Raw genomic sequence first — 17932 nt, forward strand, 5'->3', positions numbered from 1 at the left:
TGGGCTGATTTGGTGCATTTGCCCCGCATTGAGGCAAAAAAATGTTTATAAACAAAGACTTAAGCCTATAGTGAAGACTTGGTTAATAAGGGGTTCTTTGTTAAACTGGTGAAATGTCATTGAAAAAAGCGCTACTTTCTCAAATCCTGGGCCTAAGCTTGGGTTTGTCGGTCTCAATATCCGCATTTGCTGTAGATGCGGCTGCTGGGTCTGATGCCATCGCCCCATCGGCTGAAGTAGTGGTTCCAAAAGAAAGTATGTTCCAAGCTGGTAGGGCATACATCTCTCGTGTTTCTGACCGCTTGGCAGATACCGTTTCTGGAAAGCCTGAAGAGTTGATTAATCGCGCCATGCAAGTAATTGGTGTGCGTTATCGCTGGGATGCAGAATTGCCGCAGTCTGGTTTGGATGGCAGTAGTTTTGTTGGCTATGTATTTAAAGATAAATTGGGTTTCTTATTGCCACGTAAATCCACTCAGATGAGTCGTGTTGGCAAGCCGATTAATCGCGATGAGTTGCAACCTGGTGATCTAGTGTTCTTTAACACCATGCGATTAACGTTCTCACATGTAGGCATATATGTGGGCGATAACAAGTTTATTCATTCACCATCAAAAGGCACTAGCGTTCGAGTGGATGATCTCAGTAGTTTGTATTGGGATAAACGATTCGATGGTGCTCGTCGTTTAGATGGCAGCGACAACTTGAATGATTCCGAACGCCAAGAGTTATTAGACGAAGTAAAAGAGATTAAGCGTAAGTCACGTAGCCTCTAATCCCTCTTTAAGCCCTAAGGGGCTTAGCCTCTCAGCCTCTCCTTAATTAATCCCATTTGTTCTTGCGCAGCGACCTCGCCCGCCAAGATCGCTGCATTTCTGGATTTAAATTCACTGCTACTCATTTGTTTGAGTTGCGGGGTAATCACAATATCGGCACTCTTGAGTTCGTATTGATTAATGCTTCTTTGCATGATCGAAATGGTTTGCTGGAGCACGCCAAAGGTTCCGCTGGCATCTTGATGAACGGGCTCTGAGGAAATATTGACTGCTATGACTAAGGTTGCGCCCATTTGTCTGGCATAACTCACAGGTACTGGTGCGACTAAGCCGCCATCAACATATTCTTTGCCACCAATCATGGTCGGCTGGAAGATTCCAGGTACGCTACACGATGCGCGCACAGCTTGACCAGTATTCCCACTTCGAAAGAGGACGCCTTTGCCAGATTGCAATTCGGTAGCAACAATACCTAGGGGGATACGCATCTGCTCAATCGATTTATTTTGAACTTCACGGTTCACCATATTTTGCAGGGCATCGCCTTTGATAAGTCCACCAAAGCGTCCAGCAAATGGCAGACCCCAGTCTGCAATCGTAGCCTCGTCCAAATTCAGGGCAAGGCGATTGAGTTCATTCCCTGTGGCGCCAGAAGCAAGTAGGGCTGCAATCACACTGCCAGCGCTGCTACCAACCACGATATCTGGGCGAATGCCTTGAGCTTCTAAAGCTTTAATTACTCCAATATGGGCAAATCCACGCGCTGCTCCCGCACCAAGGACAAGGCCTACCACTGGCTTTTTGGGTCCCATAAGGCTACATGAGCTTAAGCTACCTGCGCCCACTAAGGCACCTAAGCCCATGCCAATCCCTAATAATTGGCGTCGCGCGATGGAAACAGGGGGTTTTGAGGATTTATTGAGCATGTGGCTATTGTATTGAGCCTACCTTATAATGGTCGCAGGGTGAACGAAATGGACTTCGTTGCAGCGCGGGCATATCCCCCAACTAGAAATAATGAGATGGATTGCCCGTAGTCGCTAGAAAACACCAAAACCCATTATTGAAATACATTTTTTAAAGCCTCATCAGGAGCATTCCTGATAGCCCGACTTTTATGGACGATCACAACAAGCGCGTTATTGAAACAGCCCTCCTATGTGCGCAGGAGCCACTCACCGTTGCCGACTTGTCTCGTCTCTTTGTTGAAGACGTTACCACTGCTGATATTGATGACGCACTGGTTGAGTTACAGCGAGCTTGGGATGAGAAGGGCATGGAGTTGGTGCATATTGCTACTGGTTGGCGTTTTCAGAGCCGCCTATCTATGCGCGAGTATCTTGATCGCCTCACACCTGAAAAGCCGCCAAAGTATTCACGCGCTGTGATGGAAACCTTGGCGATCATTGCTTATCGTCAGCCTGTTACTCGTGGTGAGATTGAGGAGATTCGTGGAGTTGCTGTAAGTAGCAATGTCATGAAGCAATTAGAAGATCGTGGTTGGGTAGAGGTGATTGGTCACAAAGAGACGGTTGGTCGACCTGGTCTATACGCTACTACAAAACAATTTTTAGATGACTTAAGTCTCACCAATCTACAAAGCCTGCCAATCTTAGAAGATGCTGCACCAATGGCTGCAGCTGCACAGTTAGGTCAAGCTGTTATGGAATTTGATCCTAGTGCTACTGTCGAAACGGTAGTCATTGAAGAGACTGAAGAAATACTTGTGATTGAAACAACTGAAGTCATCACAGAAGAGCTCGGCGAAGAAGTTGAACAAGCTGAAGAAATCGAGCAAACCGAAGAAGCAACCCCTGAGTCTGATGAGCAATCAGACGAAACAAAATAATAATTAATGACAAGCTCTAACGAAAACGATTCATCCCCAGCAGCACCAGCAACGCCTTCTCAAACGGATACAGGCTCTTCACATACAGAAGGCTCTCAGGGGGAGGGTGGCGAACGTACTCCACGTGAGGACCGTGGTCCCCGTCATCCGCGACGTGCTGGAACGGGTAAACACCCTTTTAATAAGAAACGTCCCTTTAACAAGGACAAACCACGTCGTGAGGGTGATTCAAGCAATGGCCCGCGCGAAGGCGGTGGCAATCACTCAGCAAAGTTAGCTCCAAATCCTGCGGATGTTGAGGCATTGTTTGCCTCCGTGGTTTCAGGTGAGTTTGATGCCGCACTGGATGCTCCAGAGGTATTGGAAGCAAAGAACCCAGATGGTTTAAATGAAAGTGACATCTCCCATCAGACTGGTGCTGAGCGTCGCGCACAACGTTCGCGCGAGGACGAAGATCCCGATGCGCCTACCGAAGAAGAGATGAGTAGTTTGCAGTTTGCAAACGTAGATGATTTGCCACTCAGTTTGCGTGATGAGGTTTGGTCTGACCTTGATGGTCTAGACGATGATGCTGATGACGAAGATACCGTTAAGTTGCACAAGGTATTGGCTGACGTTGGCATGGGATCCCGTCGCGATATGGAAGACTTGATTATTCAAGGTCGCGTATCGGTAAACAGCTTGCCTGCACATATCGGTCAGCGTATCGGGCCAACAGATCAAGTGCGCATTAATGGCAAGCCAGTACATCGTAAGATTCAAACTAAGCCGCCACGCGTGATCATGTATCACAAGCCGGCTGGCGAGATCGTGAGTCAATCCGATCCAGAAGGCCGCCCAACCGTTTTTGATCGCTTGCCCAAGCCACGTCAAGGGCGCTGGATTGCAGTCGGGCGTCTAGACTTTAATACTGAAGGTTTGTTGTTATTCACTACTTCAGGTGAATTAGCTAACCGCCTAATGCATCCACGTTATGGTGTCGAGCGTGAATATGCAGTACGCATCTTGGGTGAGCTGAGTCAGGACAACACAGCACTATTAAAGAGCGGTATCACGCTCGATGATGGCCAAGCGAAATTCTTGCGCCTAGCGATGGGCGGCGGTGATGGTGCCAACCGTTGGTATCACGTTGCATTAACGGAAGGTCGTAACCGCGAAGTACGTCGTATGTTTGAAGCAGTTGGTCATACGGTATCTCGCTTAATCCGAACTCGCTATGGCATTTTCCTGTTACCTCCACGCTTAAGGCGGGGTAAATGGGAGGAGATTGAAGCCGGCGGTATTTATAACTTGATGAAGTCTGCAGGCTTAAAAATGCCGCAACCGCAAGATAAAGGACGCAATCCTAACGCTGGTAGACAAGGTCGCAACCCAGAGGGTGCCGATTTCCAGCCTGATCCAATGCAAACCTCTGTTTCTTATTGGGGTTCACGGGACGCTTTAACTCTGGCGAGTGGCCATAATGGCCTTACTCACCAAGGTAGGGGTGGCAAGCCTGGCGGCGGTGGATCTGGCGAAGGGCGCGGACCTTTCCGAGGTCGTACGCAAGGCGGCAGGCCAGGTCAAGGTGGCGGGCAGGGCGGACAAGGCGGTCAGGGTGGTCAAGGCCAAAACCGCAATAAAGGTAAAAAAGTACATCATGGGCAGTCTGCATTTGTGACTGCAAACCCTCAAAGTCCTGGAAATGGACCTAAACGGGGTGCACCAAAAGGGCGCAAACCTTTCAATAAAGGTCCTAGAAAACCCCGAAATCCTGGCGAAAGCTTCTGATTTCTATCGGTTTTCTCTAAAAATCGGCTATAATTTTGGTCTTGCAGCACAAACATGCTGCAAGTGTTGTTACCGACTGATGTTGCGATCAACGTAAGTCGGCCTGTTCTGAATTTCGAGAATATGGGCTTTGAAGCCCATTTTTTTTTGCCATTTTGGTTTGAAGGGTGTTGTGAAAGATCAAAAGATCATCGCTGCAGAGCTAGAAAACTTAGGCTACACGCTAGTAGATATTGAGCGTGAAGCCGGGGGTTTGCTGCGCGTCACAATTGAAAACCCGGATTACGAGCGTTTGATTAATGTTTTGGATTGCGAGAAGGTGAGCCATCAATTGAGCTACGCCTTACCGGTAGAAAACATTCCTTACGAACGTCTGGAGATTTCTTCTCCAGGCTTAGATCGCCCTGTAAAGACGGCGGCTGATTTTGAGCGCTTTGCTGGAATGGAAGTAGATTTGAAGTTGCGTGTTGCTGTTGGCAGCCGTAAGAATTTTCGTGGTGTGTTGCAAGGTTTGCTGAGTGGTGAGTTGGATTCACCTGATGCGAAATTTGGTTTGGTGTTCGAGGGTGCTGATGGTCAGCCCTCTCAATTGGAGTTTTCTTTAGCCGAGGTCGATAAGACCCGGTTGGTCCCTGTTATTGATTTCAAAGGAAGAAAGTCATGAGTCGAGAAGTTCTCATGTTGGCAGACGCCCTAGCGCGTGAAAAGAACGTTGATCAAGCGATTGTGTTTGAGGCACTTGAAATGGCGTTGGCATCAGCCACTAAAAAGCGTTACGCAACTGAAGATGTGGATATTCGCGTATCTATCGACCGTGAGTCTGGTGAATACGAGACCTTCCGTCGTTGGTTGGTTGTTCCTGATGAAGCCGGTCTCCAAGAGCCAGATAAAGAAATTTTGCAATTTGAGGCTAAAGAGCAAATTCCAGATATGGAAGTTGGCGACTACATCGAAGAGCAAATTGAATCATTAGCATTTGGTCGTATCGGCGCACAAGCTGCTAAGCAAGTGATCTTGCAACGCATCCGTGATGCTGAGCGTGAGCAGATTTTGAACGATTACCTTGAGCGTGGCGAAAAAGTCATGACCGGTACCGTGAAGCGTGCCGATAAGAATGGCTTAATTATTGAATCTGGCCGCGTTGAAGCTTTACTGCGTCGCGATCAAATGATTCCAAAAGAGAACTTGCGTTCCGGTGACCGCGTCCGCGCTTACATTCTTAAAGTGGATCGTGAAGCCCGTGGCCCACAAATTGAACTCTCTCGTACTTGCCCAGATTTCTTGATCAAGTTGTTTGAGAACGAAGTTCCAGAAATGGAGCAGGGATTATTAGAGATCAAGGGCGCTGCTCGTGATCCTGGTATCCGTGCAAAGATTGCAGTGGTCACCTATGACAAGCGTATCGATCCAATCGGTACTTGCGTTGGCGTTCGTGGCACACGCGTTACCGCAGTTCGTAACGAAGTGGCCGGCGAGGCAGTAGATATTGTGTTGTGGTCTGAAGATCCAGCGCAGTTTGTGATTGGTGCCTTGGCGCCAGCACAAGTATCTTCAATTGTGGTTGACGAAGAGCGTCACGCGATGGATGTGGTGGTTGATGAAGAGAACTTGGCAATTGCGATTGGCCGTAGTGGACAGAACGTTCGCTTGGCGAGCGATTTGACTGGTTGGCAAATCAACATCATGACTCCTGAAGAGTCTGCTGAGAAAACTGAAAAAGAAGCTTCTTCTGTACGTCAATTGTTTATGGACAAATTAGACGTAGACCAAGAAGTGGCTGATATTTTGATTGAAGAAGGTTTCAATACATTAGAAGAAGTGGCTTATGTGCCATTGTCTGAAATGTTAGAGATTGATTCATTTGATGAAGATACTGTGAATGAGTTGCGTACCCGCGCACGTGATTCTTTGTTAACGATGGAGTTAGCAAAAGAAGAGCGTATTGGCGAAGTGTCGCAAGACTTGCGTTCCCTCGAGGGAATGACCACAGAGTTGATTGCCAAGCTTGCTGACAATCAAGTACATACCCGTGACGACCTTGCTGAATTAGCTGTTGATGAGCTAGTTGAGGCGACACAAATTGACGAAGAAACTGCGAAAACGCTCATCATGAAAGCGCGCGAACATTGGTTTACTTCATGAGAGGAAGTAGTGCATGGCAACAACAGTAAAAGTACTCGCTAAAGAATTAAAACGTACCGCGCCAGACCTCTTGGAGCAGTTGAAGGCGGCCGGTATCGAAAAAGGTTCTGAGGACGATAGCATTACCGAAAAGGACAAAACTGTCCTGCTTGAGCATTTGCAAAAAGCGCACGGTAATGTTGATGCAGGCGTACGCAAGAAGATCACATTGATCAAGCGTGAGAGCTCTGAGATTCGTCAGGCTGACTCGGCTGGACGTACTCGCACAGTGCAAGTGGAAGTTCGTAAAAAGCGTGTGTTAGTAAAGGCGGGCGATAAAGCCCCTGAAGAAACTCCAGCACCAGCTAAAGAAACTGCACCTGCAGCGCCAGCTAAACCAATTCTTTCTGAGGAAGAATTAGAGAAACGGGCAGCTGAAGCAACTCGTCAAGCTGAGTTATTGGCTCGTCAAGAGGCGGAAATGAAGGCGGCTGAAGAGGCGCGTCAAAAAGAAGCGGCTGCACCTGCTCCTGAAAAGGAAGTAAAGCCAGTTGACGCTGCACCAGATGCTGCTGCTGAAGCTGCTGAGAAAAAGGCGCAGGCAGATAAAGCTTCCAAGGAATTGGCTGCAAGCAAAGAAAAAGAGTTGGCGGATATTCGTGTGCGTCGTGCTGCTGCTGAAGCTGAAGCTTTGGCAATTCGCGACATGATGAGTGCCCCAGCCCGCGTGCTTAAAGCACCGAGCGAAATTGCTGCTGAAGAAGCGAAAAAAGGTACATTGCACAAACCTGCTAAAGCAGAAGGTGCTGATGACAAGAAGAAGGCCGTTGCTAAGGTTGGCGGTAAAACAATTAAGTCCTCCGAGACATCCTCTACTTGGCAAGAAGAAGGCGCCAAGAAACCGGGTGGCCTGAAGACGCGTGGCGATAGCTCTGGTGGTGTTGGTGGTTGGCGTTCTGGTGGTGGTCGTAAAAAACAGCGTCAAATCGCTGAAGCGAACGTTGACACTAACTTCCAAGTTCCAACTGAGCCAGTAGTGCGTGACGTGCAAGTACCAGAAACGATTACGGTTGCTGAGCTTGCTCACGCAATGGCAGTCAAGAGTGCAGAAGTGATTAAGCTCCTGATGGGCATGGGTCAAATGGTCACCATTAACCAAGTGCTCGATCAAGATACAGCCATGATCATTGTCGAAGAAATGGGTCATAAAGCACATGCAGCAAAATTGGATGATCCAGATTTAGACTTGGGTACTGATGGCCATGATGCTGAATTGTTGCCACGTCCTCCAGTAGTGACAGTGATGGGTCACGTTGACCATGGTAAAACCTCTTTGCTCGATAAGATTCGTGCAGCAAAAGTAGCCACTGGCGAAGCTGGCGGTATTACCCAGCATATTGGTGCCTACCACGTAGAAACTCCACGTGGCATGATCACTTTCTTGGATACTCCGGGTCACGAAGCATTTACTGCAATGCGTGCTCGCGGTGCTAAGGCAACCGATATTGTGATCTTGGTAGTTGCGGCTGACGACGGCGTGATGCCGCAAACTAAAGAGGCGATTCACCATGCGGTAGCTGGTGGCGTGCCTTTGGTAGTGGCAATCAATAAGATTGATAAACCTGAAGCCAATGCTGATCGCGTTAAAACTGAATTGGTTGCAGAGCAAGTTGTGCCAGAGGAGTACGGTGGCGATGTGCCATTTATTCCGGTATCTGCAAAAACAGGTGAAGGTATTGATGCGCTTTTAGAGAACGTACTCTTGCAAGCAGAAATCTTGGAGCTCAAAGCTCCTAAAGATGCTCCTGCACAAGGCTTAGTTATTGAAGCCCGTTTGGACAAAGGTAAGGGTCCTGTTGCAACCATCTTGGTTCAATCTGGAACGCTCAAGCGAGGCGATATGTTGTTAGCCGGCTCAACCTTCGGTCGCGTACGCGCTATGTTGGATGAAAACGGTAAACCCTGTAACGAAGCTGGCCCATCTATTCCTGTTGAAATTCAAGGTTTATCTGAAGTTCCTGCGGCTGGTGAGTCGGTACAAGTGGTTCCTGATGAGCGTAAGGCTCGTGAGATTGCACTTTTCCGTCAAGGCAAGTTCCGTGATGTGAAGTTAGCTAAGCAACAGGCATTCAAACTTGAAACCATGATGGAAAACATGGAAGAGGGTGCGATTGAAGCTAAATTATTGCCATTAATCATTAAGGCTGACGTGCAAGGCTCTCAAGAAGCGTTGGCACAATCTTTAATGAAGCTATCAACACCAGAAGTGAAGGTGCAAATCGTCCACGCTGCTGTGGGTGGCATTACCGAGACTGACGTGAACTTAGCAGTTGCTTCTAAAGCCGTGATCTTTGGTTTTAACTCTCGTGCAGATGCTGCAGCGCGTAAGCTAGCTGAGAACAACGGTGTTGATATTCGTTATCACAACATCATTTATGACGCAGTTGATGAGGTGAAGCTCGCCTTGAGCGGTATGCTGACTCCGGATAAGAAGGAAGAGGTCACCGGCTTGGTTGAAATTCGTCAAGTCTTCCTAGTATCTAAGGTTGGCGCAATTGCGGGTTGCTTAGTAGTTGATGGCGTCGTTAAGCGTACCTCTAGTGTTCGCCTCTTGCGTGACAACGTAGTGGTATGGACTGGTGAGCTCGACTCTCTTAAGCGCTTTAAAGATGACGCAAAAGAAGTTCGCGCCGGCGTTGAGTGTGGCCTGTCATTAAAAGGCTACAACGACATTAAAGAAGGTGACCAATTAGAGGTGTTTGAAGTGACTGAAGTCGCTCGTTCACTCTAATAGGTAATTCATGCATAAGACCAGCCCACATCGTAACCAGCGTCTTGCTGATCAAATTCAGCGAGACCTGGCCGAGCTGATTCCGCGTGAATTGCGCAGCCCTAGTTTGGGTTTGATTACCTTACAAAGTATCGAACTCTCTCCCGACCTAGCGCATGCCAAAGTGTTCTTCACCGTATTGGGTGCAGAGCCTGAGCATGCCTTGAAGGCGCTTCAGGAAAAAGCCGGGTACTTGCATTCTTTATTATTTAAACGTTTGCATATTCACACTGTGCCAACTTTGCACTTTCACTATGACAGCTCAGTAGAGCATGGCATAGAGATGTCTCGATTGATCGATCAAGCGGTAGATAGTGATCGCGGCGATCAACAAGACGAGAATAAATAAATATGTCCACGCGTATCGACGGCGTAGTTTTGCTTGATAAACCTGCGGGAATGAGTTCCCAGGGTGCGGTTACTGCCGTCAAGCGCGCATTTAAGGCTGATAAAGCAGGGCACACTGGCACTTTAGATCCGATGGCTACTGGTTTATTGCCAATTTGCCTTGGTGAAGCCACTAAATACTCACAAGATTTACTCGAGGCTGACAAGACTTATGTTGCTCAAGTGAAGTTTGGTGCACGGACTGATACAGGCGATGCTGAGGGCCTTGTAATCGAAGAGCTTCCTCTGCCTGCTTTTGAGAATGAAGCCGCTATGCGGATAGCCTTAGATGCTCTGTTGCCTACATTTACAGGGCCCATTTCTCAAGTGCCCCCAATGTATTCGGCGCTCAAACGTGATGGCAAGCCTTTATATGAGTACGCCCGTGCTGGTGTTGAGTTAGAGCGCACTGCACGTGATATCACTATTCATAAAATTCGCTGGACCAATATTCAGTGGCCAGAGGCAACTTTAGAAGTATCTTGTAGCAAGGGAACGTATATTCGCGTCTTGGCTGAAGATCTTGGTAAGGCCTTAGGTTGTGGAGCCCATTTAGTTGGGCTGCGTAGAACTGAAGTTGGGCATTTAAATTTAGAGCAGTCTTTCACTATTGAATCCATTAAAAATGCACTGCTCGATAGCTCTAGCTACATTTTGCCAATTGATGCCTTATTACAGACCCTGCCGCATCTGACGGTTGATGAGCAACAAGCTAAACGTTTGGAGTTGGGGCAACGCGTTCCATTGAACTTACCTTCGATTGAGGCTTTGGTGCGGATTTATCGTGCTACTGCTGCACCCCATAACTTTATTGGCACTGCTGATTGGCGATCAGGAGTTTTACATCCTAAACGCTTAATTTCTTCAGCCCATTAATATTTTTTATACGAAACACTCATTACTCCTTTTACTTATCATTAACTTTAGAAGCTTCACATGACTAAACGCGCACTTCGTAACATCGCCATCATCGCCCACGTTGACCACGGTAAAACTACTTTGGTTGACCAACTCTTGCGTCAATCTGGCACATTCCGCTCCAATGAAAAAATGACCGAACGTGTCATGGACTCTAACGATCTTGAAAAAGAGCGTGGTATTACTATTTTGTCCAAGAACTGTGCGGTTGAATATGACGGCACACACATCAATATCGTTGATACCCCAGGACACGCTGACTTCGGCGGCGAAGTAGAGCGTGTGCTCTCCATGGTTGATGGCGTATTGCTTTTGGTAGACGCGGTTGAAGGCCCAATGCCACAGACCCGTTTCGTAACTAAAAAAGCTTTGGCTCTAGGGTTAAAGCCAATCGTAGTAATTAATAAAGTTGACCGCCCAGGTGCTCGCACTGATTACGTGATCAATGCAACTTTTGAATTGTTTGACAAGTTAGGTGCTACTGAAGAGCAGTTGGACTTCCCGGTAGTGTATGCATCAGGCTTGAACGGTTACGCTGGCTTGACTGATGATGTTCGCGAAGGCGACATGCGTCCACTGTTTGATACTGTACTAAAGCATGTTCCTGTACGTGATGACAATCCAGAGGGTCCATTGCAGTTGCAAATTACCTCTATTGAATACAGTACCTACGTTGGTAAGATCGGCGTTGGCCGTGTAAATCGTGGAACTGTTAAGCCATTGATGGATGTGGTGTTCATGGATGGTCCAGATGGAGCACAACGTAAAGGCCGTATTAACCAAGTATTGAAATTCCGTGGTTTAGAGCGTGAGTTGGTTGAAGAAGCTCAAGCGGGTGACATCGTATTGGTAAACGGTATTGAAGACTTAGCAATTGGTACTACGATCTGTGCGCCTGACGTACCAGAAGCGTTGCCAATGCTCAAGATTGATGAGCCAACATTGACCATGAACTTCATGGTGAACACTAGCCCATTGGCTGGTCGTGAAGGTAAGTTCGTTACGAGCCGTCAAATTCGTGAGCGCTTAGACCGCGAATTGAAATCCAATATGGCACTCCGCGTTAAAGAGACTGATGACGATACTGTATTCGAGGTGTCGGGTCGTGGTGAATTGCACCTCACCATCTTGGTTGAAACCATGCGTCGTGAAGGTTACGAATTAGCTGTATCCCGTCCGCGCGTAGTGTTCCACGAAGTAGATGGTGTGAAGATGGAGCCGTATGAAAACTTAACGGTGGACCTAGAAGACACGACTCAAGGCGCCGTCATGGAAGACTTGGGTAAACGTAAAGGTGAATTGCTTGACATGGTTAGTGACGGTAAAGGTCGCACGCGTCTTGAGTACCGCATTCCTGCCCGTGGTTTGATCGGCTTCCAAGGCGATTTCATGACTATGACCCGTGGCAATGGCTTGATGAGTCACACTTTTGATTCCTATGCACCAGCTAAAGATGGCATTTTGGGTGAGCGTCATAACGGCGTATTGATTAGCCAAGATGATGGTGAAGCAGTTGCTTACGCCCTTTGGAAGTTGCAAGACCGTGGCCGTATGTTTGTGAGCCCTGGAGATCCTTTGTATGAAGGTATGGTGATCGGTATTCATAGCCGTGATAACGACTTGGTTGTTAATCCGATTAAAGGTAAACAATTAACTAACGTGCGCGCATCCGGTACTGACGAAGCAGTTCGCTTGGTAACTCCTATCGCAATGAACCTAGAGTACGCGGTAGAGTTTATTGATGATGATGAGTTAGTTGAAGTAACGCCGAAGAGTATTCGTATTCGTAAGCGCTACCTCAAGGAGCATGAGCGTAAGAAAGCTTCACGCGAGTAATCTGTTTTTGCTTGAGAAGTATTTAAGAAGCCACCTACGGGTGGCTTCTTTTATTCTGTCAAAAAGAAAATGAAGCCGGCTGCAGGGAACGCAAACCCAATCCAGGCAACAAGGGTCCAACCCCCATAGATATAGGCTGTACTGGCAATGGCCGACCCAATTGCACCACCGGCAAAAAAGATAGTCATATAAAGAGCATTGAGTCTGCTACGAACCTCGGCGCCCAAAAGATAAATGGTGCGCTGACCTAGAACAACATTACTCTGTACGCCAAGATCCAGAACAATTCCAGCTATAACGAGCCATATTAACGATCCTGAGCCGCCGAGCTGTGCAATCAGAAAAGCAATTGCAGCTGCAGCAAGAGAAAAGCCTGTGGCGATTTTGGTATGGCCGCGGTCAGCCAATCTCCCGGCAATTGGTGCCGCAATGACCCCTAAAGCACCGGCTAAGGCAAATAGGGCAATACCTTGTTGAGAGAGCTTGAATTGTGGTCCGGCAAGCAAGATTGGAGTGATGGTCCAAAACAATGTAAAGGAAGCAAACAGGGATGCTTGATACAGCGCGCGACGCCTGAGTATGGGTGTATTCCATAAAAGCGTCCACAGTGAAGCAATCAGTGAGAAATAGTGGTGCGTAGCATGTGGTTTACGTTTAGGCAGTAATAGCCACAGAATCATTGACAGTGCTATCAGCAGGATTGCTGAAGCACCAAAGACTGCTCGCCAGCCAAAAGAGTGGGCAATGAGACTGGCGATAGGGCGAGCCAACATAATGCCCATGAGTAAGCCGCTCATAATGCTGCCAACGGTACGTCCCCGATTTTGTTCAGGGGTAATGTGCGCAGCCATAGGAATGAGCATTTGCACGGAGACCGAGCCAATGCCAATAATGAGCGAAGAAAAGAGGAACATTGCTGGGGTCTTGGCTAGCATGGCAATAAATAAGGCGAGGATTCCGCCGCAGATCGTCAATACGATGAGTTTGCGATTCTCAAGGAGGTCTCCAAGCGGCACCAGAAGTATTAAGCCAAGGCAATACCCTAGCTGAGTAAGAGTCACAATTAGACTGGCAGCTGTCTCATCCAGACCTATTTCAGGGGCAATTAGGCTAATGAGAGGCTGGGCATAATAGAGGTTTGCAACAATCAATCCACAAGCACAGGCAAACAGAAAAATCATCCATTTCGGCATGGATTCGCTTGGCTTTGAAGGGTTGATTGTGTTCATGTTCGATAGTTTATTCTCTATCTTTTGGGTTTGCCGAACCCGTTATGTATCTTTCTATAAGTCTTTATGCTGCCTTCAATTGAACAACGTCTTGCCCAAGAACTTTCTGCCAAACCGAACCAAGTAGCTGCAGCAGTAGCACTGCTAGATGAGGGTGCTACCGTTCCCTTTATTGCCCGTTATCGTAAAGAAGCCACTGGTGGTTTAGATGATGTGCAATTGCGTTTACTCGAAGAACGCTTAAGCTACTTGCGTGAGCTTGAGGATCGTCGTAAAACGATTGTTGCCTCGATTGAGGAGCAGGGCAAGATGACCCCGGAATTACTCAAGACCATCATGCTGGCTGAAGATAAGACTCGCCTGGAAGATCTCTATCTACCCTATAAGCCTAAGCGCAGAACGAAGGCGCAGATTGCTTTGGAAGCTGGTCTAGAGCCGTTAGCAAATGACTTGCTGGCTAATCCAAATCTGGATCCCGAAACCGAAGCAGCAAAATATATCAAAGAGCCGTTCAAGATCGATGACACGGATAATCCGGGGGTAGTTGACACTAAAGCTGCTCTGGAAGGCGCACGTCAAATCTTGATGGAGCGTTTTGCAGAAGATGCTGCCCTAGTTCAGTCCTTAAGAGTCTACTTGCAAGACCATGGCGTCGTGGAGTCCAAGGTTATTGCTGGCAAAGAGCAGGAGGGTGAGAAGTTTGCAGATTATTTTGATTACTCTGAACCGATTAAGGCGATTCCATCACATCGTGCCCTAGCCTTGTTCAGAGGCCGCCGTGAGCAAATGCTGATGGTGAATTTGCGTTTAGATACTGAAGCAGAAAAGCCCAAGTGGGATGCTCCGCACAATCCATGTGAAATGCGTATTGCTAATCACTTTAAGATCAAAAATGAGGGGCGAGCAGCAGATACTTGGTTGGCCGATACGGTGCGTTGGACTTGGCGTGTGAAGTGTTCCTTGCATTTGGAGTCAGAGCTGATGACTGCTTTACGTGAACGCTCAGAAACTGAAGCGATTAATGTCTTTGCGCGCAATTTAAAAGATCTTCTGCTGGCGGCGCCAGCTGGCCCAAGAGTAACCATTGGCCTAGACCCAGGTATGCGTACTGGTGTGAAGGTGGCGGTAGTGGATGCCACAGGCAAAGTAGTGGATACCGATGTGATTTATCCGCATCAACCAAAAAATGATTGGACAGGATCGCTGCTGACTTTAGCTAAATTGGCTGAGAAGCATAAAGCAAGCTTAATTTCGATTGGAAACGGCACCGCATCTCGTGAAACCGACAAACTCGCACAAGATCTGATTAAAGCAAAACCAGAATTAGGTCTCACGAAGATTGTGGTCTCTGAAGCAGGGGCATCGGTTTATTCTGCATCCGAATATGCCTCAAAAGAATTGCCAGGCATGGATGTGTCTTTACGCGGTGCGGTATCGATTGCCCGCCGATTGCAGGACCCTCTCGCAGAATTGGTGAAGATCGATCCCAAATCAATTGGTGTTGGTCAATATCAGCATGATGTAATGCAGACCCAGTTAGCAAAATCTCTAGTGGCAGTAGTGGAGGATTGTGTGAATGCAGTAGGGGTTGATGTAAATACTGCCTCAGCGCCCTTACTTGCGAGAGTTTCAGGATTAAGCTCAACCGTAGCCGAAGGTATTGTGGCTTATCGCGATAGCAAGGGTGCATTTCAGTCCAGAATGGAGCTCAAGAGCGTGCCGCGCCTTGGCGATAAGACCTTTGAACAAGCTGCTGGCTTTCTGCGCATCATGAATGGACAAGATCCTTTAGATGCTTCTGCAGTACATCCTGAATCTTATCCATTGGTAGAAAAGATTCTGAAAGATATTCAGAAGGGCGTCAAAGAAGTTATTGGCGATGCCAATCTATTAAAATCTCTTTCACCAGAAAAGTACGCTGATGGCCAGTTTGGCGTCCCAACCGTTACCGATATTCTCAAGGAATTAGAAAAACCAGGCCGCGATCCACGTCCTGAATTTACTACCGCCACTTTTAAAGATGGTGTGGAAAAAATAAGCGACCTGAAGGCTGAAATGATTTTGGAAGGCGTAGTGACTAACGTTGCTGCCTTCGGGGCGTTTGTTGATATTGGCGTTCACCAAGATGGTTTAGTTCATATCTCTGCGCTATCTAACACCTTTGTCAAAGATCCCCATTCTGTAGTCAAGGCAGGTCAGGTTGTCAAAGTGAAAGTGCTTGAGGTGGATGAGAAGCGTAAGCGGATTGCTTTAACTATGCGCCTTTCAGATGAGGCTCCTAAGGCAGGCCCCCATTCAAGCCCAGAACAAAGGGTTGCTAATAAGCCTAAATCTAATGAGTCTAGAAAGCCCCAGGAGGATAGACGGCAGGCTGCACCAATGAATAATGCGATGGCCATGGCCTTGGCTAAATTAAAGAAATAAATTCTGGATTGCTGCGCTAAGATATTTGCATGGAACAGTTTCTTAATAACAAGCAACTCATTTATTTCCTACCCTTGGTTGCATTTGCCATCTTGGCAGAATCTCTGCTCTATAAGTGGCGTTATCGTAAATCCTACCCTTGGATTGAAAGTGCTACCTCGCTTGGAGTTGGAATAGGGCATCAGATCACCGGCATTATTAATCGATTATTGATTCAGGGTGTGATGGCCAGCTTCATTTGGCAATATCGCATCTATACGGTGCCTGAAGCATGGTGGAGATACCCCGCCTTATTTTTAGGTCTGGAGTTTTGTTACTACTGGTATCACCGCGCCTCACATGAAGTATTTCTGATGTGGGCAACACATAGCACTCACCACTCGCCAAATGAAATGACGCTCTCAGCAGCCTACCGTTTAGGTTGGTTGCCGCTTCTTTCCTTTACTTGGGTGTTTTTCTTTCCCCTCGTGTTGATTGGCTTTTCGCCAATCGAGGTATTCACCATGCTCTCCATTAACCTAATGTATCAATTCTGGTTGCATACAAAATTGATTCCAAGATTAGGTTTTCTGGAGGGCATTATTAATACTCCATCAGCACATCGAGTTCATCATGCAAGTAATCCTGCCTACCTAGACAAAAACTATGGGGGGATCCTCATGATTTTTGACAGAATATTTGGAACCTATATTGCCGAAGATGCCAATACCGAGATTGTCTATGGCTTAACGCACCCAAACTATTCCAAAAATCCTGTCAACGTTGTCTTTAATGTCTGGAAGCAATTGCTTAAAGGGATTGCGCAGAAGAAAACGCTGCGTGAGAAAATCAGGCTCATCTTCTCGGCACCGCAATAAGTCTGAGGACTACTCAATAGGCATTACTGTTACAGCAACATCTAGTGTGTGATCAGCGCCACCATGGATAACGCCACGAATAGGGGAGACATCGGCATAATCTCTGCCTTGCGCTAGATGGACATAATCTTCACCTGGCGTTTCATAGCCCCAGCGGTTATTGGTTGGGTCTAGATCACACCATAGTCCTGAAGATAGCTGACCATTTTCATCTATGCTTGGCACATAGACGGATACCCAAGCATGGGATGCGTCTCCACCAATCAGCCTAGCTTGTCCAGGAGGTGGGTTAGTCAAAATATAGCCGCTGATGTATTTGGCAGGCAGGCCAATACTGCGTAATGAGGCAATTAAGATATGTGCAAAGTCTTGGCATACACCTTCGCGCTTTGCTAAAGCCTCAAGCGCTGGAGTTCCTATATCAGTGCTCTTGCTGACATAATGAAATTCACCATAGATACGCTGTGTTAAATCAATTGCTGCTTCTAGAATTGGTCTGCTGTTTGTAAAGTTTGCTCTGGCAAACTCAGTAAACTCAGGGCGTAGAGCGATAAATGGGGAGGTGAATAAAAACTCTGAAGCAGCATCCCATTTGGTATTGGAGTGATAGCGAAAATACTCTCGAACCGCTTCCCATGGAGGGGTATCTTCTGGTTTGGGGCCTATATATACATTGCCATTAGTTTCAATCAAAGATTTGGCAACGATGGAAAGTTCACTATGTCTATTTTGCAGTGAAAAGAATGTGCAAATATTGCCGTAGTTATCTAAATTTTCTTCTGACCAAGCTGGCTTTGGATTGACCTGTATCTCCGTCTTCAAGACTTGCTGCGATCCAGTGGATGCCGGCTTGAGATGGGCAAAATGCTGCGCTATTTCTACGTTGGGATCGTAGGAGTAATGGGTGTCGTGAGTAATTTCGAGCAGCATGATGG

Annotated in this window: 14 protein-coding genes; 11 read left to right on the forward strand and 3 right to left on the reverse strand. The window is 47.3% G+C overall.

Translation table 11 applies throughout. The features are described 5' to 3' along the window. The first annotated feature begins 113 nt into the window (after window positions 1-113). Window positions 114-776: a C40 family peptidase gene (locus tag FD961_RS03465; RefSeq protein ID WP_215394123.1), complete on the forward strand. Its 663-nt coding sequence runs from the start codon at window positions 114-116 to the stop codon at window positions 774-776. Window positions 777-799: 23 nt separating this feature from the next. On the opposite strand, the gene FD961_RS03470 is transcribed toward FD961_RS03465, so the two are convergent. After that, the gene (locus tag FD961_RS03470) at window positions 800-1702 is read right to left on the reverse strand and encodes a patatin-like phospholipase family protein (protein WP_215394124.1); all 903 of its coding nucleotides are present in this window, start codon (window positions 1700-1702) and stop codon (window positions 800-802) included. A gap of 191 nt (window positions 1703-1893) precedes the next feature. Between FD961_RS03470 and scpB the strand changes: the two genes are divergently transcribed. The 8 genes from scpB to typA all read left to right on the forward strand — a co-directional run bounded on the left by scpB (window position 1894) and on the right by typA (window position 12487). Beyond that, window positions 1894-2625: an SMC-Scp complex subunit ScpB gene (gene scpB / locus FD961_RS03475; RefSeq protein WP_215394125.1), complete on the forward strand. Its 732-nt coding sequence runs from the start codon at window positions 1894-1896 to the stop codon at window positions 2623-2625. A 6-nt stretch (window positions 2626-2631) separates the two neighbouring features. After that, window positions 2632-4395 (forward strand): pseudouridine synthase, encoded by a 1764-nt coding sequence (locus tag FD961_RS03480; RefSeq protein ID WP_215394126.1) that lies wholly within the window; start codon window positions 2632-2634, stop codon window positions 4393-4395. A 172-nt stretch (window positions 4396-4567) separates the two neighbouring features. Beyond that, window positions 4568-5059 (forward strand): ribosome maturation factor RimP, encoded by a 492-nt coding sequence (gene rimP, locus FD961_RS03485; RefSeq protein ID WP_215394336.1) that lies wholly within the window; start codon window positions 4568-4570, stop codon window positions 5057-5059. Continuing rightward, window positions 5056-6537, forward strand: coding sequence for a transcription termination factor NusA (gene nusA / locus FD961_RS03490; protein WP_071465019.1), 1482 nt, complete (start codon window positions 5056-5058; stop codon window positions 6535-6537). The genes rimP and nusA overlap by 4 nt, the downstream gene beginning before the upstream one ends. 13 nt (window positions 6538-6550) lie before the next feature. Further along, window positions 6551-9307, forward strand: coding sequence for a translation initiation factor IF-2 (gene infB / locus FD961_RS03495; protein WP_215394127.1), 2757 nt, complete (start codon window positions 6551-6553; stop codon window positions 9305-9307). Between the two features lie 10 nt (window positions 9308-9317). Continuing rightward, window positions 9318-9695 carry a 30S ribosome-binding factor RbfA gene (gene rbfA, locus FD961_RS03500; RefSeq protein ID WP_215394128.1) on the forward strand — a complete coding sequence of 126 codons (378 nt, stop codon included), beginning with the start codon at window positions 9318-9320 and terminating at the stop codon, window positions 9693-9695. Between the two features lie 2 nt (window positions 9696-9697). Then, the gene (gene truB, locus FD961_RS03505) at window positions 9698-10609 is read left to right on the forward strand and encodes a tRNA pseudouridine(55) synthase TruB (RefSeq protein ID WP_215394129.1); all 912 of its coding nucleotides are present in this window, start codon (window positions 9698-9700) and stop codon (window positions 10607-10609) included. Between the two features lie 60 nt (window positions 10610-10669). Continuing rightward, window positions 10670-12487 carry a translational GTPase TypA gene (gene typA / locus FD961_RS03510; protein ID WP_215394130.1) on the forward strand — a complete coding sequence of 606 codons (1818 nt, stop codon included), beginning with the start codon at window positions 10670-10672 and terminating at the stop codon, window positions 12485-12487. A 50-nt stretch (window positions 12488-12537) separates the two neighbouring features. Here typA and FD961_RS03515 read toward each other — a convergent pair whose 3' ends face one another. Then, window positions 12538-13716, reverse strand: a complete 1179-nt coding sequence (locus FD961_RS03515) for an MFS transporter (protein ID WP_215394131.1) — start codon at window positions 13714-13716, stop codon at window positions 12538-12540. A gap of 66 nt (window positions 13717-13782) precedes the next feature. Here FD961_RS03515 and FD961_RS03520 point away from each other — a divergent pair, with 66 nt between their 5' ends. Then, on the forward strand, window positions 13783-16140 hold the full coding sequence (locus FD961_RS03520) for a Tex family protein (protein WP_215394132.1): 2358 nt from the start codon (window positions 13783-13785) through the stop codon (window positions 16138-16140). 29 nt (window positions 16141-16169) lie between these two features. After that, window positions 16170-16997, forward strand: coding sequence for a sterol desaturase family protein (locus FD961_RS03525; protein ID WP_215394133.1), 828 nt, complete (start codon window positions 16170-16172; stop codon window positions 16995-16997). Window positions 16998-17006: 9 nt separating this feature from the next. On the opposite strand, the gene FD961_RS03530 is transcribed toward FD961_RS03525, so the two are convergent. Beyond that, entirely contained in the window at window positions 17007-17927 is a 921-nt protein-coding gene (locus FD961_RS03530) for a transglutaminase family protein (protein WP_215394134.1), read from the reverse strand. Window positions 17928-17932: the final 5 nt, after the last annotated feature.

The sequence above is a fragment of the Polynucleobacter sp. TSB-Sco08W16 genome, from assembly GCF_018687455.1.
Lineage (GTDB): Bacteria > Pseudomonadota > Gammaproteobacteria > Burkholderiales > Burkholderiaceae > Polynucleobacter.

What these genes read in the sequence shown, in the direction of transcription:
- rbfA (WP_215394128.1), top strand. Translation starts at nt 9,318, where the DNA reads ATGCATAAGACCAGCCCACATCGTAACCAGCGTCTTGCTGATCAAATT.
- FD961_RS03520 (WP_215394132.1), top strand. Translation starts at nt 13,783, where the DNA reads ATGCTGCCTTCAATTGAACAACGTCTTGCCCAAGAACTTTCTGCCAAA.
- scpB (WP_215394125.1), top strand. Translation starts at nt 1,894, where the DNA reads ATGGACGATCACAACAAGCGCGTTATTGAAACAGCCCTCCTATGTGCG.
- typA (WP_215394130.1), top strand. Translation starts at nt 10,670, where the DNA reads ATGACTAAACGCGCACTTCGTAACATCGCCATCATCGCCCACGTTGAC.
- truB (WP_215394129.1), top strand. Translation starts at nt 9,698, where the DNA reads ATGTCCACGCGTATCGACGGCGTAGTTTTGCTTGATAAACCTGCGGGA.
- FD961_RS03515 (WP_215394131.1), bottom strand. Translation starts at nt 13,716, where the DNA reads ATGAACACAATCAACCCTTCAAAGCCAAGCGAATCCATGCCGAAATGG.
- FD961_RS03530 (WP_215394134.1), bottom strand. Translation starts at nt 17,927, where the DNA reads ATGCTGCTCGAAATTACTCACGACACCCATTACTCCTACGATCCCAAC.
- FD961_RS03470 (WP_215394124.1), bottom strand. Translation starts at nt 1,702, where the DNA reads ATGCTCAATAAATCCTCAAAACCCCCTGTTTCCATCGCGCGACGCCAA.
- FD961_RS03465 (WP_215394123.1), top strand. Translation starts at nt 114, where the DNA reads ATGTCATTGAAAAAAGCGCTACTTTCTCAAATCCTGGGCCTAAGCTTG.
- infB (WP_215394127.1), top strand. Translation starts at nt 6,551, where the DNA reads ATGGCAACAACAGTAAAAGTACTCGCTAAAGAATTAAAACGTACCGCG.
- nusA (WP_071465019.1), top strand. Translation starts at nt 5,056, where the DNA reads ATGAGTCGAGAAGTTCTCATGTTGGCAGACGCCCTAGCGCGTGAAAAG.
- FD961_RS03525 (WP_215394133.1), top strand. Translation starts at nt 16,170, where the DNA reads ATGGAACAGTTTCTTAATAACAAGCAACTCATTTATTTCCTACCCTTG.
- FD961_RS03480 (WP_215394126.1), top strand. Translation starts at nt 2,632, where the DNA reads ATGACAAGCTCTAACGAAAACGATTCATCCCCAGCAGCACCAGCAACG.